This is a genomic window from Deltaproteobacteria bacterium, assembly GCA_009692615.1.
In the GTDB taxonomy this organism is placed as follows: Bacteria; Desulfobacterota; Binatia; order UBA9968; family UBA9968; genus DP-20.
Genome location: SHYW01000084.1, coordinates 1 through 23,366, shown reverse-complemented (window position 1 = coordinate 23,366; position 23,366 = coordinate 1). Strand labels below are relative to the sequence as shown.

General features: G+C 57.0%; 21 protein-coding genes. 11 read left to right on the top strand and 10 right to left on the bottom strand.

Annotation, left to right across the window (positions count from 1 at the left end):
- Positions 1-882: amidohydrolase (locus EXR70_18215; GenBank protein MSP40428.1), on the top strand; the 882-nt coding region annotated here is incomplete at its 5' end.
- Positions 883-976: 94 nt separating this feature from the next.
- On the opposite strand, the gene EXR70_18210 is transcribed toward EXR70_18215, so the two are convergent.
- Entirely contained in the window at positions 977-1,960 is a 984-nt protein-coding gene (locus EXR70_18210) for an ABC transporter substrate-binding protein (GenBank protein MSP40427.1), read from the bottom strand.
- Between the two features lie 137 nt (positions 1,961-2,097).
- On the opposite strand from EXR70_18210, the gene EXR70_18205 reads away from it, so the two are divergent.
- Together EXR70_18205 and EXR70_18200 are read left to right on the top strand one after the other, a co-directional pair.
- Complete coding sequence (locus tag EXR70_18205) at positions 2,098-3,579, top strand: FAD-binding protein (protein ID MSP40426.1); 1,482 nt, start codon at positions 2,098-2,100, stop codon at positions 3,577-3,579.
- 130 nt (positions 3,580-3,709) lie between these two features.
- Entirely contained in the window at positions 3,710-6,115 is a 2,406-nt protein-coding gene (locus EXR70_18200; GenBank protein ID MSP40425.1) for a molybdopterin oxidoreductase, read from the top strand.
- Positions 6,116-6,299: 184 nt separating this feature from the next.
- Here the strand turns inward: EXR70_18200 and EXR70_18195 are convergent, their stop codons facing one another.
- The 3 genes from EXR70_18195 to EXR70_18185 all read right to left on the bottom strand — a co-directional run bounded on the left by EXR70_18195 (position 6,300) and on the right by EXR70_18185 (position 7,881).
- Positions 6,300-6,596, bottom strand: coding sequence for a GIY-YIG nuclease family protein (locus tag EXR70_18195; GenBank protein MSP40424.1), 297 nt, complete (start codon positions 6,594-6,596; stop codon positions 6,300-6,302).
- A 261-nt stretch (positions 6,597-6,857) separates the two neighbouring features.
- Positions 6,858-7,277, bottom strand: coding sequence for a VOC family protein (locus EXR70_18190; protein ID MSP40423.1), 420 nt, complete (start codon positions 7,275-7,277; stop codon positions 6,858-6,860).
- A 46-nt stretch (positions 7,278-7,323) separates the two neighbouring features.
- Positions 7,324-7,881: an ORF6N domain-containing protein gene (locus EXR70_18185; protein MSP40422.1), complete on the bottom strand. Its 558-nt coding sequence runs from the start codon at positions 7,879-7,881 to the stop codon at positions 7,324-7,326.
- A gap of 120 nt (positions 7,882-8,001) precedes the next feature.
- Between EXR70_18185 and EXR70_18180 the strand changes: the two genes are divergently transcribed.
- The 3 genes from EXR70_18180 to EXR70_18170 are packed head-to-tail and all read left to right on the top strand — an operon-like array spanning position 8,002 to position 11,730.
- Positions 8,002-8,844 carry a VOC family protein gene (locus EXR70_18180; protein ID MSP40421.1) on the top strand — a complete coding sequence of 281 codons (843 nt, stop codon included), beginning with the start codon at positions 8,002-8,004 and terminating at the stop codon, positions 8,842-8,844.
- Positions 8,845-8,880: 36 nt separating this feature from the next.
- Positions 8,881-9,981, top strand: coding sequence for an extracellular solute-binding protein (locus EXR70_18175; protein ID MSP40420.1), 1,101 nt, complete (start codon positions 8,881-8,883; stop codon positions 9,979-9,981).
- A gap of 42 nt (positions 9,982-10,023) precedes the next feature.
- On the top strand, positions 10,024-11,730 hold the full coding sequence (locus EXR70_18170; protein MSP40419.1) for an iron ABC transporter permease: 1,707 nt from the start codon (positions 10,024-10,026) through the stop codon (positions 11,728-11,730).
- Between the two features lie 10 nt (positions 11,731-11,740).
- Here EXR70_18170 and EXR70_18165 read toward each other — a convergent pair whose 3' ends face one another.
- From EXR70_18165 to EXR70_18150, 4 genes are all read right to left on the bottom strand, one after another.
- Positions 11,741-12,610: an ABC transporter substrate-binding protein gene (locus EXR70_18165; protein ID MSP40418.1), complete on the bottom strand. Its 870-nt coding sequence runs from the start codon at positions 12,608-12,610 to the stop codon at positions 11,741-11,743.
- A 77-nt stretch (positions 12,611-12,687) separates the two neighbouring features.
- Positions 12,688-13,374 (bottom strand): ABC transporter permease, encoded by a 687-nt coding sequence (locus tag EXR70_18160; protein MSP40417.1) that lies wholly within the window; start codon positions 13,372-13,374, stop codon positions 12,688-12,690.
- 83 nt (positions 13,375-13,457) lie between these two features.
- Positions 13,458-14,243 (bottom strand): ABC transporter ATP-binding protein, encoded by a 786-nt coding sequence (locus EXR70_18155; GenBank protein ID MSP40416.1) that lies wholly within the window; start codon positions 14,241-14,243, stop codon positions 13,458-13,460.
- A gap of 157 nt (positions 14,244-14,400) precedes the next feature.
- Positions 14,401-15,381: an ABC transporter substrate-binding protein gene (locus EXR70_18150; protein MSP40415.1), complete on the bottom strand. Its 981-nt coding sequence runs from the start codon at positions 15,379-15,381 to the stop codon at positions 14,401-14,403.
- 140 nt (positions 15,382-15,521) lie between these two features.
- Between EXR70_18150 and EXR70_18145 the strand changes: the two genes are divergently transcribed.
- Together EXR70_18145 and EXR70_18140 are read left to right on the top strand one after the other, a co-directional pair.
- Positions 15,522-16,514, top strand: a complete 993-nt coding sequence (locus EXR70_18145) for an ABC transporter substrate-binding protein (protein ID MSP40414.1) — start codon at positions 15,522-15,524, stop codon at positions 16,512-16,514.
- 140 nt (positions 16,515-16,654) lie between these two features.
- Positions 16,655-17,488, top strand: coding sequence for an alpha/beta hydrolase (locus tag EXR70_18140; GenBank protein MSP40413.1), 834 nt, complete (start codon positions 16,655-16,657; stop codon positions 17,486-17,488).
- A gap of 33 nt (positions 17,489-17,521) precedes the next feature.
- Here the strand turns inward: EXR70_18140 and EXR70_18135 are convergent, their stop codons facing one another.
- Complete coding sequence (locus EXR70_18135) at positions 17,522-18,322, bottom strand: alpha/beta hydrolase (protein MSP40412.1); 801 nt, start codon at positions 18,320-18,322, stop codon at positions 17,522-17,524.
- A gap of 310 nt (positions 18,323-18,632) precedes the next feature.
- Here EXR70_18135 and EXR70_18130 point away from each other — a divergent pair, with 310 nt between their 5' ends.
- The 3 genes from EXR70_18130 (at position 18,633) to EXR70_18120 (ending at position 21,741) form a co-directional block, all read left to right on the top strand.
- Positions 18,633-19,694 (top strand): hypothetical protein, encoded by a 1,062-nt coding sequence (locus tag EXR70_18130; protein ID MSP40411.1) that lies wholly within the window; start codon positions 18,633-18,635, stop codon positions 19,692-19,694.
- A gap of 110 nt (positions 19,695-19,804) precedes the next feature.
- The gene (locus EXR70_18125; protein MSP40410.1) at positions 19,805-20,569 is read left to right on the top strand and encodes an SDR family oxidoreductase; all 765 of its coding nucleotides are present in this window, start codon (positions 19,805-19,807) and stop codon (positions 20,567-20,569) included.
- 89 nt (positions 20,570-20,658) lie between these two features.
- Complete coding sequence (locus EXR70_18120) at positions 20,659-21,741, top strand: hypothetical protein (protein ID MSP40409.1); 1,083 nt, start codon at positions 20,659-20,661, stop codon at positions 21,739-21,741.
- 85 nt (positions 21,742-21,826) lie between these two features.
- Here the strand turns inward: EXR70_18120 and EXR70_18115 are convergent, their stop codons facing one another.
- Positions 21,827-22,756, bottom strand: a complete 930-nt coding sequence (locus tag EXR70_18115; protein MSP40408.1) for a restriction endonuclease — start codon at positions 22,754-22,756, stop codon at positions 21,827-21,829.
- Between the last annotated feature and the right edge of the window lie 610 nt (positions 22,757-23,366).

Sequence of the window (23,366 nt, the reverse complement as noted above, 5' to 3'; positions counted from 1 at the left end):
GCCAACATGGAGCTTGACGACGTCCCTGCGCGCTTGAAGTTGATGGACGAAGAAGATATCGCCATCCAAGTTATCTACACAACACTGTTCCTCGCCTACCCGCTGACCAAGAATGCTCCGCTCGCCACCGCCATGACTTCTTCTTACAATCGTTGGATGGGCCAACGCTTGGCCGGCCAAGCGCGCATCAAGTGGTCGGCGGTGGTCAATCTCGACGACGTTGCCAACGCCGTCAAACAAGTTCGCGAAGCGAAACAGCTCGGCGCGGTTTCCGTCATGGCCCTCGGTACCGCCGGTGATGACATGCTCGATCATCCACGCCTCGATCCGTTTTACGCCGCACTGTGCGAAGAAAATCTCGCCCTCGGCGTCCACGTCGGCTGGTCCTGCCCGGCGGTGAACAATCTTTACTCGCACATCTATCCCTCCGGCGTCATCGCTTTTCACGTGCCGCTCTTGATGGCGTTTACCGCGCTGGTCAGCGGCGGCGTGCTCGACCGTTTTCCCCAACTGAAAATAGTTTTCCTCGAAGCCGGCTGCCAATGGGTGCCGTTCATCATCGAGAGAATCCATCACCGCTTCAAAAACCAAGGCTCGACGCTGAGAAAATTTCTGCCGCAAACCACGCCGATCCAAAAACTGCCGGTGATGGACTACATCAAACGAGGAAATATCTATTTCAGCACCGAAGTCGAAGACGAGATTTTACCAAACGTGTTGAACCTAGTCGGTGAAGGCCAAGTGATCTTCGGCAGCGACATGCCCCACGGCGATCGCGACCGCTGCGCCGCCGCGATCTTGCAGAAACGCACGGATATCAGTGAATCGGCGAAGGTTCGTATCTTGGAGAAGAACCCAGCGAAGCTGTATGGCTTGGCGTAGGCGTAGGGGCGAAAGATTTTTCGCACTTAAAATACCAATTCTTTTTTTGCGAACTTTGCGGCCAATTATCCGCATCCGATGATTTCAACGACCGCTACGGCTTCCACCCGCTCGCTTTTAATTCTTCGCCGGCTTTGCGCGCGAAGCTGAAATCGAACACGTCGCTGACTTTCATTTCCCGGGTCGACTTGGTCGTGCGCTTCATGTCGTCGATCAACGGTTGGATAATCTTGTCTTCGCTGATGGCGCTGCGTACGGTGATCTTCGCTTCTTCCTCGTAGATCGACGCCACCATATCGCGGTCTTTGATTTTCAAAATATCGATCATGTACTTGATCGACGCATCCTTTTTACTGACGAAGAAACTCAATCCCTTCAAACTCGCGCGCATGAAGCGCGCGATCTTCGCCGGCTGTTGCTTGATCCGCTCGTCGGTCGTGGCGATGCCGCCTTGAATCGCGCTGACATACTCGCTGGCTGAGGCCAATTTGGTGAAGCCGTCTTTCTGGGCGCGAATGCTCGCCGCGGCGTTGAACAGCGTTGCTTGGATCGCCTTGCCTTTGAGCGCCGGCAAGCGCACGTCGTCGCCGCCCATGACAACGAGATTGGCGTCCTTGGTTGGATCGATACCGTTCTTGCGGAGAATCTCGCGCGTCACCACTGCCAATGAACCCTCCGGCGACATAATCGCAACGGTTTGCCCGCGCAATTGCGCGATCGACTTGATGCTCGGCAGCGCGATCAGATCCCAGCCCGGCTTGTCCTGCACCACGGCGAGAATCTTGAGCGGCACATTTCGCGCCACGGCGGCGAGCGCGCTGCCGGCGTTGGTGAAAAAATCGATCTCGCCGGCCAGAGCGATTCGGATCGCGATCTCGCCGCGGATACTCAAGAGTTCAACGTTGAGCCCTTCCTCCTTAAAGTATCCCTCTTTGCTGGCGATCATCAGCATGATCGTCGACGCTGAGACCGATGGATAGGCGACGCGGACATTTTCTTGTGAGCGTGCGCTGCGGCTGGCAAGAATTAAAATGGCAGCACTGATGAGAAGGACCTGACTCGTTCGACGACGGATCATAGACAACCTCCTTGGCGTTCTGCGGTCACCAATCCCGATACAGAAAACGCAAGCTGTTGGCAAGAGGGTTTGCGTTGACCGAATCCCGGCAACAGTGATAAATCCTCGATCATCGATCCGGTTCCAAGGAGTTCGCCATGGTCAACTCACGTATACAAACCGATGTCGCGATTATCGGCGGCGGCGGCGCCGGCATTCCGGCGGCCATCGAAGTCGCCCGCGCCGGCGGCAAAGCGATCGTTCTCGAAGGCGCGGCCGAATGCGGCGGCACCGCGGCGATCTCCGGCGGCGGTTGCTGCATCGTCGGCACGCCGCTGCAAAAATCCCAGGGCATCGAAGACACACCGGACATGGCGTTCAGTGATTGGATCAAATTTGGCGGTGGCCAAGCCGACGAAGTCTGGGCGCGCTACTATCTAGAACACACGCTGCACGATCTCTATCACTGGGCCGAAAGCGGCGGCGTCAAATGGGTCGACATGAAAGTTCAGGAGGGCAACAGCGTGCTGCGTTGGCACCGGCCTGACAACAACGGCCTTGGTTTGATGACCGCGCTGATCACATCCGCAGGAAAAATTCCCAACATCACCATCATGACCTCGACCAAAGCCGGCAAACTGCTCACCCAAGACGGTCACGTCCGCGGCGTAACGGCGATTCACGGCAACGAATCGTTCGACATCCACAGCAAGACAGTGGTCGTTGCCACCGGAGGATTCAATTCTAATTTGGAAATGGTCTTGGAACACCGCCCTGAATTCAAAAACTTCAAAGTCATGGAAGGCTCCGGTTTCGGCGCCAAGGGCGAAGGCCACAAGATGATCCAAGAACTCGGCGGCTTCTTCACCCACATGGACTGCATCTGGTTCTACGTCTACGCGACACCCGACTACCGCGACCCACAACAGCGGCGCGGTTTAGTTTTTCGCATGGTGCCGGGCTACATCTGGTTCAACCAGCAGGGAAAACGCTTTCACAACGAGTCGCTCACCGGCGGCGCGTCAGCTTCGCCGGCGTTGCTGGCGCAAAGACCGCCCCACGCATGGGCCATCGCCGACACGCCGATGCTGGCGAAGATCGACGTTGCCGATCCCTATTATCGGCGCGGCGAAGTGATCGACCGCGCCAAGGTTGAAGAGCTTTTGAATAATTCGCCTTTTATAAAGAAAGCCGACACGCTCGAAGATCTCGGCAAAAAAACCGCCGTGGAGGATGTGAAAAACTTTGTCGCGGAAATCGAAGAGTACAACAAATGCTTCGACGCCAAATTAGAAAAAGATCCAAAGTTCGGCAAGTCGCTCAATGCTTCGAAGAAATTCGACACGCCGCCCTACTACGCGATTCAAATTTTTCCCTTGGCGCGGAAAAATTTCGGCGGCGCGAAAACCGATCTGCGCTGCCGCGCATTGAATAAATTCTTCGAACCGATCCCCGGCCTCTACGCGGCGGGCGAAGTCGCCGGCATGGCCGGCGGACATATCAATGGCAAAGCTGGACTCGAAGGCACCATGCTCGGCCCATCGATCTTCAGCGGCCGCGTCGCCGGCGCCTGGGCCGCCCACGAAGCCGGCTTCGGCCCCGGCTTCATCGGCAAACCGAACCGACCGGAGCTGGATTGAAGAGAATTAATTCAACACAATCGCCGCCGCATAAATTTTTCGTTGCCCCGAGTAGGCTCCTGAGTAGCGCACAGCGCGTATCGAAGGGGCCGTATCGAGGGGTTCCGTTGTTTCGTAATTGGAGCAAAGCATGTCGAAGCCAGCACAGTCGATGAACGACGTAAAAAAAGTCCGCGGCTACTGCGCGCTGTGCACCGCGCACTGCGCGACCATCGCGACAGTCGAGAACGGCCGCGTCACGCGGCTCGATTCCGATCACGATCATCCCAACGGCGGCGTGATGTGTCTCAAGGGCAAAGCCGCGCCGGAGCTGGTTTACAATTCAGAACGGCTGAATTATCCGCTCAAGCGCACTCGGCCCAAAGGTGACGCCGATCCCGGCTGGCAGCGCGTCAGTTGGGACGAAGCCCTCGATGGCATCGCGCAAGAACTAAAAATCATCCGCGACCGCGACGGCGCCAAAGCGATCGCGCTGGGCAAAGGAACCAAAAGTGGCACGTCGGTGGACGATGTCGAACGTTGGCTCGGCCGATTTCTGTATCTGCTCGGCAGTCCCAACTGGATGTCGACCACGCATGTGTGCAACTGGCACAAGGATACCGGCTTCAGTTACACCTTCGGCACGACGATCCAAACTCCCGATCTGGCGCACAGCAAATCGTTTTTGCTCTGGGGCCATAATCCAAGCTCGACCTCGCTGATCCTCGCCCACGACATCGTCGAAGCGCGTGCCCGCGGCATGAAAACCGTGGTCGTCGATCCGCGCCGCGTCGGCATCGGCGCCAACGCCGATTTACTTTTGCAACCGCGGCCCGGCAGCGACGGCGCCTTGGCGCTGGCGTTGATTCACTGTGTGCTAGAAGAAGGCTGGTACGACGCCGGCTTCGCGCGCCACTGGACCAACGGAACTTTTTTGCTCAACGCCGCAACCAACCAAGTCGTCACCGAAGCCGATCTCAGCGCCAATGGCAGCGCGAATCGCTACGTCGTCTGGGACGAATCATCGAATCAACCGGTGCTCTACGATTCGACCACGGGACTTTATGAACGAGACGGCGTGCTGCCCGCGCTCTTTGGCGCGCGAGAGATCAAAGGAAAAAACGGAAAGGCTATAACATGTAAACCGGTCTTCGAACGACTCGCTGAGATCGCCGCTGAGTTCGCGCCCGAGCGCTCAGAGAAAATTCACTGGGTGCCAGCGGAAAAAGTCTGGCAGACCGCGCTACTACTGGCGCACAACCGCCCGCTCAGCATGTACATGTGGAACGGCGTCGGCCAGCACACCAACGCAACCCAGACCAGCCGCGCCATCGCGTCACTTTACGCGCTGCTCGGCGACTTCGACCGCCAAGGCGGCAACGTGAGCTTTGCGAAAATTCCCATCAACGACGTTGGCGGCAAAGAGTTTCTGCCCAAAGAGATGAACGCGATCCGCGTCGGCCGCGAGCGCAAACCGCTGGGCCCGCCGGCCAAGCCCGGCAACTGCGCGCCCTACGATATTTTCAACGCCGTGCTCGACGGCACACCGTATCCGATCAAAGCGCTGCTCAACTTCGGTTCGAATACTTTAATGTCCAACGCCGACTCGCGACGCGGCCGAGAAGCGATGTGCGCTCTCGAACTCGGCGTCGCCGCCGATCTGTTCATGACGCCGACGGCGGAACTCTGCGATTATGTTTTGCCGGCGACCAGCTTTCTGGAAATGTCCGCGCTCACCACCGCCTTCGAACATCGTCCCAACGGCAAGACCCACATGCAATGGCGCGCCGCGGCCGTCGAACCGCTATTCGAACGGCGCTCGGACACCTGGATCATTTTTGAATTGGCCAAACGCATGGGCTTCACCGAACAGTTTTTCAGCGGCGATGTCGAAGCCGGCTATGCTTACGAACTACAAGCGAGCGGCGTCACCTTGGAGCAGTTGAAGAACGCCGACGGTGGGATCTCCTTGCCGGCAGAGCCGAGCTACGAAAAACACGCGAAGAACAATAAGGCAGGAAAGCCGCGCGGCTTCGCCACGCCGTCGAAAAAAGTCGAACTGTACTGCCACCCATTCGCCGACAACGGAATCGCGCCGATGCCGGAATATATCGAACCGGCGTTGAGTCCGATCAGCCGGCCCGACATCGCCGCCGAGTTTCCATTGATATTGACCAACGCCAAGAACACGACTTTCGTGCACAGCCAACAGCGCGCCCTGCCGGGCTTGCGCAAAACATTGCCCGAACCTACCGCCGACATCCATCCCGAAACGGCATTGCGCTATGGAATAAAGAACAAGGAATGGATGATCGTCGAAAGCCCGCGCGGCGCGATCAAAGTGAAAGCGCGCGCGACGACCAATATCGTCGCGGGCGTCATCTGCGTCCAACACGGCTGGTGGCAAGGCTGCAAGGAATTAGAACTGCCCGGCTACAATCCCTACGAAACCAACGGCGCCAACGCCGCCATGCTGATCGGCACCGACCTTTCCGATCCAGTGAGCGGATCGCTGCCGCACCGCTCGTATCTTTGTAGAGTGAGGTTAGCAGGCTGACAGACAAAGAACCCCTCGATACGCCACGAAACGTGGCTACTCGGGGAATCGGACTCCACACCTCCGACATCCCGAGTAGCGCGAAGCGCGTAGCGAGGGACGTACGAATAATATCGTCAACGCGAGACAGTCCAAAGACAGCAATCCGATTTCCCGAGTGGGCCCAAAGGGCCGTATCGAGGGATCAGCTTTCAGCAGCGCGCCGCTGCCGATACAAAGCCCAATCCTTGCGAGCTGCGCGCTTCAGCTCATCGATCTTCCCCTCAATCATCGCTTCCTTCTTCCGCCGACTCCACTTCTTGATCTGCGCTTCGACAATCTTGGCCTCTTCCCGCGTGGAAAACTCTTCAGCCCAGACAAGTTGAACGGGTAAACGGGTAGATGTGTAAACGGAACCCGCGCCGCTGGAATGTTGCGCCAAACGCAGATCGAGATCGTCGGTATGACCAACGTAGTAAGATTGATCAGAGCAGCGCAGCATGTAGACAAAAAATGGACGCGCCACTTTGCCTCCAATAGGCAAGAACCCCTCGCTACGCCACCGGTGGTGGCTACTCGGGGAGTCGGATTACAAAACTCCCGCCTTCCATTTCCGTTTTCCCGAGTAGCGCGCGGCGCGTAGCGAGGGACGCCGCTTCTGCGCAACTGTAATCACATAACGTCCGATTCCCCGAGTAGGCCCGAAGGGCCGTAGCGAGGGGTCTTCAATTCGAAGGTTTTCGACGCGCAGAACCGATCTGCATCATGGATAGGTCCGATAAATTTCCGATTCCGGCGGAATCTCCATCAACTCGATGCTGTTGCCGTCGGGGTCGGAGATAAACGCGATCTTCTGCTTGGCCCGGCCGATGAATTTTCTTTCCGGCTTCACGCCCATCTTCGCCAAGTGCTCCAACGCCTGTTCCAAATTATTCAGCACTAGACAAAAGTGAATATAGCCGATCGGATCGGGCGGCGACGGCAGGACATTTTTGCCGCCGGGAAAAAGCTCGACGCATTGTCCCCTGGAAAATTCCAAGAACATCAGCTCCGGCCGCTCGCCGCTCGGCGCCACGCGATAGATCACTTTGGCGCCAAAGGCGTCACCATACCAACGAATACTTTTCTCGACATCTGCAACTTTAAAGGCCACGTGGCCAAAACGAAGTCCGTCAATAGACATAGTCAGGGTTCCCTTCTAGTAAGATTTGTACTTTCGAGAGCTTTGCTTAAAAGAGTTTACGTCTCTGCCTTCCGTACCGCGCCGATCGTTCTTTCACGAGAAAGCCGATCCGCCGCTTCTTGGGTTCGGGTGGCGTCATTAGCTCCCGTAGCGCGTCGAATACGATTTTGAATTGGCCATCGTACTTATCCTCCATCGCTACGAGCTTCCGAGCTAGCCGGGTGTGGGACGCGAGGAGTTGGCGCAAGCGCGCAAAGGTCCGCATGATCTCAATATTGACTTGAAGAGCACGCTTGCTTTTTAACACGCTCGAAAGCATCGCCACGCCTTGCTCAGTGAACGTGTAGGGAGCAGCCCGGCGAGACCCGCCCCAATTTGAAATCACAATTTGTGATTTCAAGTTTGCGGACTCCGCCTTACTGAGCTGAAACATGAAATCCGCCGGAAAGTGGTCAAGATTTCGTTTCACTGCTTGTACGACGGCACGCGGCTCGACTTCGTAGAGTTCCGCTAGGTGCGTACTCAACATGATTTTCTTGCCGCGCATCACGAAGATGCGCTTCTCGATTCTTTCGAGAGGAATCGCTGTGACTGGTCTTGCCATAACGTCCAGCGATCTTATGCAAGAAAATTCCGAAACGGCAAGTCCAAAAAGTTGACAACTCGGGCGAGCGCCTTGTACTAATGGCTTGTCCCAATGGCCAGCTTCTGAGGAGAATGACTTATGGAAACTCAGGCGTCGATACGCTTCGATCACTTCGCTTATCCGGTCGACGATCTCGTCAAGGCGGAAGACTTTTACACCGGCGTGTTGGAAGTGCCGATCTTCGAGCGGCGCGGCCTGCGCGTCATCGACGTGCGCGCCGGCACGTTGCCGCGGACATTTTTGAATGTCGCCGGCAGCCGCGTTGGGATTTTTCTCGGCCGCGAGCCGCTGCCGCAGGACCAAGAACTTAACGGCGCCCCCGTGGTCGGCATCGAGGTTACCAGCGACGGTTTCAAGCGGATTCACCGGCGCTTGGAAGAAAAACAGCCGGTTAAGTTCGATGGCCCACGGGTGCGCGAGCGGCTCGGCCCCAAGGCGAAATCGATCTTGCTGCAAGATCCCTTCGGCAATCATTTAGAGCTAATCGAAAAAGATCGCCCCGCGGCGAACGGTTCGGCATATCTCGGACTTAGCCAGTTGGAATTGGAAGTTGTTGACTTGGACCGCTCCGAGGCTTTTTATCGCAACGTGTTCGGCTTGAAAGTATTGGGCCGCGAAAAAGATGCGCTCGGTCGCGAAACATCCTGCTTACAATTGCACAGCGGCCAATGGCTCATCCTCCACAAGGTGCCACGACTAAGCGAGCGCAGCAGCGCCAACTATCGCTTCGAAGGCCAGCACTACGCTTTCTTCACGCCGACGGCGGACACGTTAAAATTATTTCGCGAAGCGGTGGCGCGTGAAGGCGGCAAGGTCGACGCCTTGGAACAAACCCAAGTGCGCAGCGCCACGGCGCATGGACTTTATTTTACCGATTTCGACGGCAATCCATTGCAGTTGCAAGTCGAAGGATCGGAGTAGCTTGAGCGCGCAATTTATATTTCGGAGATCACCATCATGATTTCAATTTCGACTTTGTTCGCGGCGATTTTAACGATCGCGCCACTAATTTTGCCCATCGACTCGCCACTAGCGGCAGCCGCGACTGGCGCCAATGAAAAACTCGCCGCGCTAAAAAAGGCCGCACAAGCCGAAGGCATGCTCAATCTGGTCTGGGGTGAGAACACCTTTCGCGGATTGCAGGGCGTGCGCGATCTCGTGTCCGGCATGAATAAACAGTTCGGCACCAGCATCATCGCCAACTGGACGCCGGGGCCGAGCCAACCGCAGATGGCGGCGAAAATCGCCCAGGAATTCGTCGCCGGCGTGCCGGCGACCTCGGACGTTTACATTGGCGGTTCGGAAACTTATATCGCGACGTTGGCGACGCCGCTGATGGTTTTGGAACAAGTCGATTGGGCGGCGACGTTTCCGCAGATCGACCCGGCGGCGGTGTCGCTAAAAGGCGCGTCACTAGAGATCAGCGGCCGTTTCCCCGGCATCGTCTACAACACCAAACTGATCGCTAAGAGTGATGTGCCGAAAAGTCTCGCCGACCTCTTACTGCCAAAATACAAAGGCAAGGTTTCCACGCAGCCTTATTTATCTTATTTCGATATTCTCGCCGGGCCGAAACAATGGGGACCGGAACGGACGGCGGATTACGTCAAGAAGCTTTCCAATCAAGTCTCCGGCCTGATGCGCTGCGGCGAATACGAGCGCGTCGTCAGCGGCGAATTTCCCATTCACGTTTTAGCCTGCGGCGAAGGCGGTGTCGCGCCGTTCATCGAGAAAGGCGCGCCGCTCGCCTACGTGATCCCGAGCGACGCGGCGATGGTCACGCACCGCTACTGCGCCGTGCCGAAAAACGGCAAAGCGAAAAACGCCGCGAAATTATTCTGCGCGTTTTTAATGACCAAATCGGGACAAGAGTTTCAGTGGACCGTCGATCGCCAGGACAGCGAGAAATTCCCCGGTACTAGATACAATCGCCAGTTGAAACAACTGCAAAGCGCCGGCGTCAAACCGCTCGACGTTTCGGTCGACTATGTGATGAGCTTTCCGGTTTTGAAATACGCCAAGGAACAAGAAAACATCATCAAGGCCGTGGCCAATTGATTCGCCACGCTCCCCTCTGACAATTTCACCGGTCGCGCTAATGTGAACCGCCTGCCCAACCCAGCTTTGATTTTGTCGGTCGCCGTCGGGTCGATCATCGGGCTGATGCTGCTGGTAGTTTTCTACTTGAGCTTCTACGAAGGCTTGCCCGGCATCCCCGGCGGCTTTCTCACCACGGCGCACTACACCGATCTGGTCAAAGACCCGCTGGTCTATCGCGTCAGCATCAACACGCTGATTTACACTCTCACCGCACTCTTCATCGCAATGCTCTTCGGCGTGCTCATCGCGTGGTTGGTGGAACGCAGCGACATCCGCGGCAGGTATTTAATTTACACCGCCATGACCGTCAGCTTGTTGATCCCAACTTTTTTTCCGGCCATGGGCTGGTTGTTTCTGCTCCATCCGCGCATCGGTTTTCTAAATATATTCATGCGCGAGAATTTCGCCGATTATTTTAAATTGAACATCGCCACGCCCATCGGCATGGGCTGGGTGGAAGGCATCACGCTGGCGCCGGTGGTGTTTATCATGGTCGCGGCCAATCTGCGCATGGCTGACACCACGCTAGAAGAAGCCGCCACCGCGGCCGGCGCCAACAGCTGGCAACTTTTCAAAAGCATCATTCTGCCGCTCTCCACTCCGGCGACCTTGGCGGCGACATTCTACGTCGCGACCATTGCGGTGGCCTCTTTCGATGTGCCGGCGATCATCGGATTGTCCAATCGCGTCTACACTCTCGGCACGTTCATCTACGAGGATCTGGTACCGCACCAAGGCTTTCCGCTGTACGGCCGGCCCGCCGCGGTGAGCACGATGTTGATCGCCGTCGGCATTTTGCTCTCCGTGTGGTATCTGCGCGCCATCGCCCAGGCCAATCGCTATCGTCTGGTCACCGGCAAAGACTATCGCCCGCTGCGTTATCGCCTGGGCGCATGGCGCTTCGCCGCGAGCGCTTTCGTGTTTTTCTATTTAATCGCGCAAATGCTGATCCCGCTCGGCCTGCTCGTCTGGGTCGCCTTTCAGCCTTACGTCCAACCGCCGTCCATCGAGGCGCTGTCGCAGCTTGAATTTGGCAACTTCGCCAAAGCGCCCTGGGATCTTTTCCTGCGCGCCGTGAAGAACAGCGCGATTCTCACCCTCGGCGTGCCAACGATGTCGATCATCATCTGCTTTGCCTATTCCTGGGTGGTGCTGCGGTCCAAGACGCGGCTCAGAAAATGTCTCGACGTTTTGGCATTCTTGCCCCACGCCGTGCCGTCCATCGTTTTTGGCGTCGCCGCGCTATTGCTCTCGCTTTTCGTCCTGCGCCAATTTATCCCGCTGTACGGCACGCTGGCGCTGTTAGCGATCGTCCATATCGTTCAACGTTTGAGCTTCGGCACCCGAGTCGCCAACTCGGCGATCATCGCCGTCAGCGAAGAACTGGAAGAAGCCGCGGAAGTTTGCGGCGCCCGGCGTCGCGACATCGTCGCGCGCATTCTCTTGCCGCTGATCTCGCCGACGCTGATCAACGCTTTTTTCTGGATCGCGCTATTGACGTTGCGCGAATTGACCCTTGCGACGATTTTATTTAGCCCCGACAACATCACGCTCTCTGTGGTGATCTGGAGTCTGTGGAGCTCCGGCCAGCATGGCCCATCGGCGGCGCTGAGCTTGATCATGATCTTGCTCATGCTGCCGGTGATGCTTCTCTACTGGCGCGTCGGCAACCGCGTCGGCGAGTCGCTCAGCGGCATCAAACGGTAGAACAAATCAGCTAAAAATTTTGGAATAGTTTTTCCACCGGTGATTTTTTCTTGATCAACTTCAAGTCAAACAATTGATCGACCAGAGTGCTCCAGCGCTCGGCGCGCATTTTTCCCAGCTCTTTATTCGGCGTATTGGCGGCGAGGATGAAGGTTTTCTGAACTTCAGCGGACTCTTTCATTGTCTCGCTGTCCATCGCCGGATTTAACTTCACCATCAAAGCGTTGGCGCTTTCTGGCGCGCGCAGATATTCGCTCCAACCGTCGCGGATCGCTTCGATCAAATCACGCACTTGCTTGGGACTCTTCTCGATATATTGACGCCGCGCGATGACCACTGTGCCGTATGGGTTGAAACCGGCGTCGGCGATGAGAAAGCTTTGGCTTGGCTTATTTTTTTTCTTGGCCAGCAAAGGCTCGGCGGTCACAAAGCATTGCTGCGAGTAGTTGGCGTCGGTGAGAAACTGCGCGATGCCGCCGGCGTAGGGAACAAGTTTGACTTTGGCCTTGGCGAATTTTGCTTGGAGAAAAAGTGTGTAAGGCGCGCCGCTCTGAATCGCCAACGTGCCCGGCGCGCCGAACAGGTCAGCCAGAGATTTAAATCCCCGGTCCGGGTGAACCATGATGCCTTGCGGGTTGGTTTGGTAAACGGCGAACAGCGCCACCACGTCGGTGCCGCGCGCTTGCGAGAGCACGACTTCATCGGCGGCGGCGATGCCGAACGGCACTTTTGAGTTCGCCACCATCTGCACCACCGGCGTGCCGGCGCCGCCTTCGATTATCTCAACATTGAGGCCGCGCTTTTCGAAACTGCCCGCGAGCTTGGCCGCGTAGAAACCGCCGAACTCAGGCTCAGCTTTCCAGTTGAGCGCGAATTTTATCACCGGCTGTTTGGCCAGCTCAGCCGTCTGTGCGGCGACTGGTAACAGCACCAATGATAATAATAGCAACAAAACGTTCATGAGGATTTCCTTTCGGAGCTATGCCACGAACCTAGTGACAACGCTGAGACAAAATTAACCGCACCGACCAAAACGACACCGAGCAGCGAAGAGATCAACACCGCGGCGAAAACCCGATCGATTCTTTGCTGCGTGCGCGCCGCGTCGACGACGCTGCCCAATCCGCCGCCGCCGATAAATTCGCCGACGATGGCGCCGACCACCGCCAACCCCGACGCGATCCGCAAGCCGGAAAAAATGTGCGGCAAGGCGAAGGGAATTTTCAACATCCAGAGGATTTGCCCGCTCGACGCCGTATAAAGTTTGAAAAGATCGAGCAACGCCGGCTCGGTGGATTTCAATCCCAACAGCGTGCTGGCGATGATCGGAAACACCGAGACGATCGCAGCCGACGCGATCACGGTGGGCTGGCCGAAGCCGAACCAGATCACCAACAGCGGCGCGATAGAGATAATCGGCACGGTTTGAAAAAACACCGCGTACGGATAAAACGCCCGGCGCGCCAGATCGGAAGACGACAACGCGACCGCGAAAAATGTCCCCGCGATAAAGCTCAGCGCCAGCCCCGCCAACGCGGAACTCAGCGTCGCCCACGCCGCCAACGCCAATTCCGATCGATCGTCGAGCAGCGACTGCAACACTTCGCTAGGCGCGGGAATTAAATAGGACGGAACCCAACCCATGCGCACGGCGATTTCCGCCGCGCCGAGGGTGATAACCAACGGCAGTAACGGCGGCAACCAAGACGCAAGCCGGGCTCTTAACTTCACGATGCGTCTCCGCTAACCGGCATAGCGGCGGCGATGGCTCGAACTTGTTCGATGTATCGTAACGAAGTACGCAATTCGGCATCGCGCTTCTTGGGCAACAAGACTTTTTGATCGAGAAGTAAACGCGCGGGACGTTGCGACAGAACGATAATCCGGTCGGCGAGAAAAACCGCCTCGCTAACCGAATGGGTGACGAACAAGACGGTCATGCCCAGCGCCAACCAAATTTCGCGCAGCTGCATTTGTAAAGAATGGCGCGTCGGTTCGTCGAGCGCGGCGAAGGGCTCATCGAGCAGCAGCAGGTTCGGCCGCGTCGTCAGGGCGCGCGCCACTGACGTACGCATCTTCATGCCGCCGGAAAGTTCATGCGGATAACGCGCGCCAAACTCGGCCAATCCCACTCGGCATAACTCTTCGGTCGCGCGGCTTTGCGCATCCGCCCTGGACCAACCCGACAATTCGAGCGGCAGTGTGGTATTGCCCAGCACGGTGCGCCAAGGCAGCAGCGTCGCGTCTTGAAAAACAAAACCGCGCGACACCGGGCCGTCCGACGCTTCGATCGCCAATTGCCCGCTGTCCGGCTGGTCGAGCCCAGCGGTGAGGCGCAGCAGCGACGACTTGCCTGAGCCGGACGGTCCGAGCAAAGCGACGAATTCACCAGGCTCGACTCGATAGGAAATCCGATCAAGCACCAAACCTGTGCCGCTGAAGCTGCGCGACACTGCTTCGCAACGGATCGCCGCGCCGGCGCGCTGTTGATTTGAAATATTAGGTGAAACCATCAGTCGACGCTGCCGCTCACGAAGTCGCGCGCTCCCACTTCCCCCTCTAGTAAAGAAGGAACGAGAGGGATTTGAGTTAGCCGCGCAAGAGTAAATCTCCCTGCCCCGGATTGATCGCGTAGGGGCGTATTGCATACCCCTTCTTAATTCCAGCGGCCTACTTGTAAAGCTCTTTCAACAACCCGCTTTTTTCTAGCCTATCTAAAAACCGCAGATCGACAAACTGTTCCGGTTTGGCGTTCTTTGCCGCTGGCACTGTTCTGGCAACGTCATCGAGAGCGTTTTGCATGCCCGGCATGTTGATGTAGGGGGCGCGCTCGATGACTTTGGTCATGTAGAATTCATAGGTGCGATTTAAAATCGCCGCGTCGCCGATGGCGGTGAATTTCGCCAAGGTCTTGATCGCGCCGTCGCGGTCGACACGGGCGCGATGGACGCCGCGGATGTAGGCGCGCATGAAGCGGTCGATGACCTCGGGCTTCTTGCGAATCAAATCGCCAGGCACGGCCATGGACGGATTGGGGTAGGCCAAGTCCATGTCGGTGATGCTGAAGATCTCTTTAAATCCCATCTTCTCGGACAAAAACTGCGTCGGCGGCGAAACCACCGAGGCTTCGACGGCGCCGGATTTCAAGGCGCCGAACATGTTCGACATGGTGCCTAGTTGCATCAAGATCACGTCTTTGCTGGGATCCATATTGACTTTTCTCAGCGCCGTGCGCGCGGCGATGTCGGCGGCGGAACCGAAGCGGCTGACGGCGATGCGCTTGCCGCGCAACTCTTCGAGGCTTTTGACTTCCGGCTTGGTGTGGATCGAGAAGATCAATTTGTTGACGTTATTGCCGATGACTTTTATATCGGCGCCGCTGAGCGATGCGGCCATCACCGGGCCGCCACCGAGGGAGGCGATGTCGACGTCCCCGGCGACCACGACTTGAGCCAGTTGGGTGGCGCTGGGAATGAAGATGATTTGATCCTCCAGCCCTTCCCTGGCGAAGAAGCCGGCGTCGCGGGCCACCCAGATGCCCAGGTAGGCGGCGCTGATCGAGCTGTAGGCGATGCGCACGCGGTCGGCGGCTTGAGCCGCCGAAGTGCAAAGCACAACGCACAAGATCGCGCTAATTGAGAGACTTTTCATTTAATTCCTCCGGCCCATGCTGATTGCGGTCGAATCTACGCCAGGCGGAGGTGCAAGATCAAGTTACGTTGTCATGGACCGCGACAAGAGTTCTGTGGTATGGAGCTGCCATCCATCGTGTACAAAGGCCGGATACCTCAATGATGCCTTTTGCAAAATCTTGGTCGGTTGGGTTGGTTGTCGTGCTGTCTGGAGTGCTGTTGCCGAGCGCCGGCTGGACGCAAATGAAAGCGCGCGTGGCGTGGACATCTTTCGCCAGTAACATGAGCGGCACCTGGGTGGCGCAGGAAGAGGGGTTGTTCAAGAAGAACGGTCTCGAAGTCGAGCTGGTGCATATCCCTTCGACCTCGCGGGCGATTCAAGTCATGCTCGCCGGCGAGCTGCATTACTCCTACATGGACGGGCGCAACTCGGTCACCGCGGCGCTCAAGGGCACGGACGTGACGATCGTCGCCGGGGTCGCCAACCGTTTGGTGTTTTCGTTTATGAGCCGGCCGGAAATCAAAAGCTTCGCCGAGATGAAAGGAAAAAAAATCGGCATCACGCGCTTGGGTTCGTCGACCCACAGCGTGACGCTTTGGGTGATGACCAAGGCCGGCATCAAACCGGAAGAGTATCAAATGCTCCAGTTGGTCGACGTGCCGAACATTCTCACCGCCATGATCGCCGGCCAGGTGGACGCCGGTGCGCTGTCGCCGCCGACCAACTTTCGCGCCCGCAAATCCGGCTTGACCGAACTGATGGACGTGACCAAGGAAGGACCGGAATATGTTTCGGTGGCCATCGGTTCGACCCGGTCGTTCATTAAAGCCAATGAGGAATTGACCCGCCGCTTCGTGCGCGGCTACAGTGAAGGCGTGCAGCTGCTCAAAGCGAACAAAGCGGCTGGTATCCGCGCCATCCAAAAATACGCGCGCATCAAAGATCCAGAAATCTTGGAAGCGACCTACGGCGAGGCGCGGGCGTACATCGAAACGATTCCTTACGTCACGCGCAAAGGGTTGGAAACGATTATCGGCGAGCTGCTGCCGACCGAACCCAAGGCGAAGACTGCGAAGCCGGAAGATTTTCTCGACACGCGCTTTGTCGCGCAGTTGGAGAAGGATGGTTTTTATAAAGTGACGGCGAAGTGAATCGGCTTCGAGCGATCCCCCCTTTGAAAAAGGGGGGAAGGGGGGATTTTCGTTATGCGCAATGAACTAAATCCCCCTCGGTCCCCCTTTTTCAAAGGGGGAGGTAATGAACAATTCGGTTGTAGAGAAAGGAATTCAACATGCCAAACGTAAAACTACCCACCGGTGTCGATCTCTATTATGAAACTCATGGTGAAGGCGAGCCGCTGATCTTCGTGCCGTCGACCGCCTACTCCGGTGAAGTGTGGAAGCCGTGGCAGATGCCGCTGGACAAACATTTACAACTAATCTTCCACGATCCGCGCGGCTGCGGCCGCTCGGTGGCGACGCAAAGCGTTTACACGATCGAGCAGATGGCTCTCGATATTGTCGCGATGATGGAGCATTTGAAAATTCCCTCGGCGCACTTCATTGGCCACTCCATGGGCGGGCGCATCGCGTTGTCACTGGCGCAGAATTTTCCCGGCAAAGTGAAAAGCTTGATCATGGCGGCTAGCGGTTCGGGTACGGCGGGCCGGGCCGGTTCGGATTGTGTGCCGGGCCTGCCGCACCGTTTAGTCTACGACATGGTAGAGATGGGGTTCGAGAAATTTATCTACGACGAAATCGTCGAGTCGGATACCTTTTTCACCAAAGAGTATCGCGCGGCCCATCGCGATAAGGTCGAGGAATTTTTCAAAGTCGCCTGGGCGACCCATGCCAAGCTCGATCCGTTCATTCATCTGTGCATCGCGCGCCACAACTTCGAAGGCACGCACCGGCTCGGCGACGTGCAAGCGCCGACCCTGGTGCTGATCGGTGAGGCCGATACCGTCGGTAGCAATCATAGAGCACAAGCCCGAGTGCTGATGGAGCGCATCCGCGGCGCCGAGATGAAAATTTTAAGCGGCCAATCCCATGGTTTTTTCTGGCAGGCGCCTGAGGAGACCAATTCGGCTATTCTTGAATGGGTGAAGAAGCAGAGCGGGAAATGATTGACGGTAGAAAGGGCGAGTCGCGACCCGCCCCTACATCGGATTAAGCCACGTCTCCAGTGCTTGATTGTATTCGACTGGCTTCGCCGCTTTCATGCCGTGGCCGACGTTTTCCCAGAATTCAAACTTCACTTGGGCGGGGGCGATGCGTTGGAGGTAGGTCATCTCTTCGCGCATGATCGCGCCGCCGACTTTGTGGTCGGCGATCAAGATTGTTGTCGGCACGGCAATGCGTTTGAAGTGATCTTCGAAGCCCAGCGCCCAGTCGCGGTTGTCGGTTAACAGACGCGTCAATGCTTGGGCCGAGAAGTGGTGGTTGCGGTAGACCTCCATGTCTTCGTCGGCTTGGGACATTCCTTTTTGTTGCGCTTCGGCGCGGATTTCCGCTTCGGGTTTGTTGCGTCGCGCCAGAGCGCCGGGTAACGCCGTCATGAAGGCGTGCAACATGCGCCAGTAGACGGGATCTTCGAGAAAGGCGCAGGAAATCAATTCAGGCGAGTCGGCGGCGAGAATCGTGGCGATGTTGCCGCCCCAGGAGTGGCCGACGTAGGCGGGTTTGCGCAATTCTAAATTCACAATCAGCTGGCGAATATCTTCGGCGAAGTCGCGCAGACGATAACCAGTGGCTGGCTTGTCCGATTCGCCGTGGCCGCGCAGGTCGGGGGCGACGACGTGATAGCGCTCTTGGAAATGTTCGGCGACCGCGCTCCAGCTGGCGGCGAAACTGGTCCAGCCATGGACCAGCAGCAGATCCGGTTTGCCCCGCTCGCCCCATTCTAAATAATGCAACTTGATCCCTTGGACTTCGATATATTTGCTTTGCGGTTGCGTCATCGGATACTCCGTCTGGTGTCCAGCACGTGGTGAAAAAATCCCCGGAGTCCTTCGACAGGCTCAGGACGAACGGAACGAAACTTGTAATCACTGAGGGAAATCCGTTCATGCTGAGCCTGTCGAAGCATGTTCCGCTTTTTCAGCACCCTGCTAGAGTTTTGCTCGGCGTTGTCGTCTTGCTCCATATCTCACGCGAGGAGCCCTGTCCAGTTTCGTCGTCCATTACCCCAGACGCAAGACTAATCGTATGAGCCAGTTGACAGCGCGCGCGGTGCAGTGATAGCCCAAGCAGCATGAACTTAATGATTTCGTGGAGGCAACCGTGAAAAGATTTTTGTCGTTTCTGGTCGTGGTCGTGCTCTATGGCGTTCTTCCTTTACGGCTTTGGGCGGCGGCTGCCGATGACAAAGCGGTGGCGGATTTCTATCGAGGCAAGACCGTGCGGATCATCGTCGGCTTCTCCGCTGGCGGCGGATACGATGCTTACTCGCGCTTGATTGGGCGCCATTTGCAAAAGCATATTCCCGGAAACCCCAGCATCATTGTCGATAACATGGCCGGCGCCGGCAGCATCATCTTGGCCAATCATATGTACAACGCGGCGCCCAAGGATGGCACGGTGATCGGCAACTTTAGCGGCCAGATTATTTTGGAGCAGCTGTTCGCCAACCCGGCGGTGCAGTACGATTTGGCCAAGTTTCGCTTTCTCGGCGTGCCGATCGGCGAAACCTATTTGCTCCTGGCGACGAAAAAATCCGGCATCACCCGGTTCGACGAACTTGTCGGGTCGAAGTCAAAGCAGCTGACCATCGGCGGCATCCCCGGTTCGACCGTCGAGCAGGGGCCGATGCTGCTGCGCGATCTGCTCAGCGCCAACATCAAGGTCGTCAGCGGCTACAAAGGCACCGCCGACGTGCGCCTGGCGATGGAGAGCGGCGAACTCGACGGTTTCTGCAATAGCTGGGAATCGACCAAGGTGACATCCCTGGACCGGGTAAAGAGCGGCGATTGGCAAATCCTGGCGCAGATCGGCGACCAGCCGATCGCGGCATTGCCAGTGAAAAATGTCCCGACCATCGCGCAGATCGCCAAGACCGAGGAACAACAACAATTGCTACGCTTCGGCGCCTGGGCGCCCAATCAGTTCGCGAAAGTATACACGGTGCCACCGGGGACTCCCGCCGACCGCGCCGCGGCTTTGGATGCGGCATTGACGAAAACTTTTGCCGATAAGGAATTTGTCGCCGACGCGGACAAGGGCAAGCTCGACATCGATCCCGTGTCTTCGGCGCAAGTGCAAAAGATGGTCAATGACTTTTTCGGCCTGTCGGCCGATCTCAAGGCCAAGCTGAAAAAGATTCTCAAACCGTAGTCGAAGCCGTTCAAGATTCGACGGGTGCGAACTTCAACGCGCCTCGGGATCATGTCGCTGAACGGTGACGGGTAAGTGCGATAAGTAATAGCGCTAGAGGGGAACTGCACATGGGTTTACTGGATGGCAAAGTAGTCGTAGTCACCGGCGGCGGCCATGGTATCGGCCGGGCCTATTGCATGGGGATTGCCCGAGAAGGCGGCACGGCGGTGGTCGCCGACATCGACGACAAAGCCGCCGACGGCGTCGCCAAGGCGATCAAAGACAGCGGCGGCAAAGCGTTGGCGACCCGCGTGGACGTAGCCAACTTTTCGAGCTGTCAAGAAATGGCCAAAAAGTCTCTCGACGCCTTTGGCAAGATCGACGGCCTAGTCAATAACGCGGCGATCTTCATGAGCGTGCCGGCGGAAAAAGGCGGTTGGCAAGATATCACCGAAGAAGCATGGGATCGGATCATGGCGGTCAACGTCAAAGGGCTCTGGCTGTGCAGCAAAGCCGTCGTGCCGGCGATGCAGCAACGCAAACAGGGCAGCGTGGTAAATATTTCTTCGAACATGGCGTTTAACGGCGGTTTAACGATGATGCACTACGTGACGTCGAAAGCGGCGGTGGTCGGTTTCAGCCGCGTGCTCGCGCGTGAACTCGGCTCGGATAATATTCGCGTCAACACGCTGGCGCCGGGCGCGACCATGAGCGAGGAAAAAGCCACTGACGACGCGCTGAAAAATTATGAGCGCTCGGCGTCGACGCGGATTCTCAAACGCATCGAACAGCCGGAAGATTTGGTCGGCACGGCGCTCTATCTGCTTTCTGATTTGAGCACGTTCGTTACTGGGCAGACGATTCTCGTTAACGGTGGAGCGGTGCTGCATTAGAAATCGTTTAGAGTGTAGCGTCTCGGGTCTCGGGTTAACTCGAGACCCAAGACTCTAAACGCGAGAAGACGAATCTTAAGGAGGTTAAAATGGGATGGGTAGACGCTGACGCGCATGTTGTCGAAAGTCCGCTGACTTGGGATTACCTGCTGCCGTCGGAAAAAAAGTTTCGCCCCCAGCTATTCAAGCCGGAAGACGACAACCAGAAAGCTCACTGGGTCATCGACGGCAAGATCCGCGGCTTGTTCCGTTTTACTTTCAGCAAGGAAGACCTCGACAAGAAGTCGGCAGAGGTTGGCCGCGACGTGAGCACCACGATGGCAACGCGCGATCTGGCCGATGTGTCGGCGCGGATTAAGCATATGGATGAGCTGGGGATCGATATTCAGGTGCTTTATACCAGCATCTTTCTCGATCAAGTCACCGAACGCGCCGATACCGAAGTGGCGCTGTGCGGCGCGTATAATCGCTGGATGGCGCATGTTTGGAAAGAGAGCAAAGGCCGTCTGCGCTGGATGGCGACGTTGCCGCTGCTGAGCATGCCCGACGCGCTGGATCAATTGCGATTTGCCAAGGAGAATGGCGGCTGCGGCGTGTTCATGCGCCCCCTCGAAGGCGCGCGCCAGGTCAGCGATCCGTATTTCTTTCCAATGTACGAGCTGGCCGAGAAGCTGAACTTTTGCATCGGCCTGCACCAGGCTAACGGCAGCGCGGCGGCGGTGGATATGATGGTCAATCCGGACGGTAGCCGAGATTTTTTCAATCAGTATCGAATTTTCAACGTCGGCGCGATGTTCCGCATCCTCAACTGCGGCATGCCGCAGAAATTCCCCGAGCTGCGCTGGGGCTTCATCGAGACCGCGGCCTCCTGGGTGCCATGGGTGATCTACGAGCTGCACCGCCGCCTGGACACGGTTAATAATAAACTGCCGAAGGATCTACTCGAACGCAGCGGCATCTTCGTCACCTGCCAGATCGGCGACGACGTGCCGTATCTGATCAAGAATTGCATGGGCGAAAACACGCTGATGATCGGCACCGACTACGGCCACGCCGATTCGTCGACTGAGTTGGACGCGTTAACCACGCTGAAAGACGACGGCGGCATCAGCGGCGCGATGCACAAGAAAATCGTCGAAGACAATCCGCGGGTGTTTTACGGGTTGAACTAGGATTCGGAGAGTTTAACGTTAGGGCGTGCCGTGACCGACGAAATAAACCACGCCATCCGCAGTAATCAACGTTGAACTATGGCGCCTATGTCTCGTCGAAGTAGTCGCCGTCAATGCTTTTCACAGTGTACAAACCGCGAGTACTGACTCCGACATCGGCGTCGAACATTAGTGCCGCGAGGCGCCGTCCATCAATCAACACGATGCGACTTTCTATCCGCTGAGCATACTCTTCAGCGTCCTTAGTGAAGTGCGAAGTCGTAATGAAGATACCTTTTTTCGCTCGCTGGCCCTGTAGCGCACCAGCAAACTTCTGAATCTCCGGACGCCCGACTGAGTTCTCCCAGCGCTTCGCCTGTACGTAGATGACATCCAGACCGAGACGATCTTCGTCGATAACTCCATCGATGCCGCCGTCGCCTGACCTACCGACCGCACGAGCGGCTTCCTCGCGGCTTCCGCCGTATCCCATCCGAACGAGCAAGTCGATGACGAGCTGTTCGAAGAACCGCGGTGTAGTGGTCCTGACCATGTCGAGAAGCTCAGTCTCAAGTTCTGCGCGAAGTCGAGCGTAGGCCTCCTCCAATGCCTCGTCTGGCGCGATACCGAGCGTACTGCTTTCACCGGCTCGTGACGCTACGGAAACCGCCTCATCGTCACTCTCAGGCTTCGAGCGGGCCCGAAACTCCATGAACTCTGGAAACTGCTCGAGAAACTTGGAGTCCACGCGCGGTGGGTTGGATGTCAGGATCTTCTGTCCACGATCGGTGAGCGCATACCATCCTCGGCGAGGACTCGTAACAACCGCGGCCTGCTTGAGATATGAGAGTGCCCAACCTGTTCGACTGCGAATGACAGGCGCGTTGCCGCTTGGCAGCAGCTTCTCGCGCTCGTCAGCCGTGAGGTTGAAGTGGTCTGCCATCATATCTGACAGCGCGCGACGATGACGGGGCTCGCCGTCAGCGAGCGTCTTCATTACCGGAAGCATCGCATCTTCGTACGTCGGTATGGGCATGCCGGTCACTCCCTCAGATTCGGTCTAGCCATTGAGTATACAGATCCGTAAATCACGGTACGCACAAATTGATTGGATCAAGGGGTTTCGCTTTCGAATCGTCCATTTATCAATCAGTCCAAACAATCTGCTACGTCGGTATACCAGATGAGCATATTACCAATATACCCGTACAGATTCCGCGTCATTGGTTTTTATCTCTTATAAAGCTGCTTGATAAACCCCGACGCTTCCAGTTCCTGCACCACGGTCATATCGACGAAACTTTTGGGATCGGCGGCGCCGGCTTTTTTGTCGCGCGGCGCCATGTCGTCGAGCAGGGTTTTGACGCCTTCGGCGTGCGGGTAGGGGACTTCGGGAAAGGCGCCGTTGTAGGCTTTGTAGGCGCGCTCCAATCCTTCGGGATCTTTGGCTCGGAGATTTTTGCCGATCAACGCTTTGGTGTCTTCTTTGTTGGTGTGGATGTAGTGCAGCGATTCGGTGAAGGCGCGCACGACTTTTTGCACTAGCGGGCGGCGCTCTTTGACGGTTTTTTCCCGCGTGACGATGGCATTGACATGATAGGGGATTTTCAACTGGCCGATGTCGTAGAGATCGCGGAAGCCGAGCT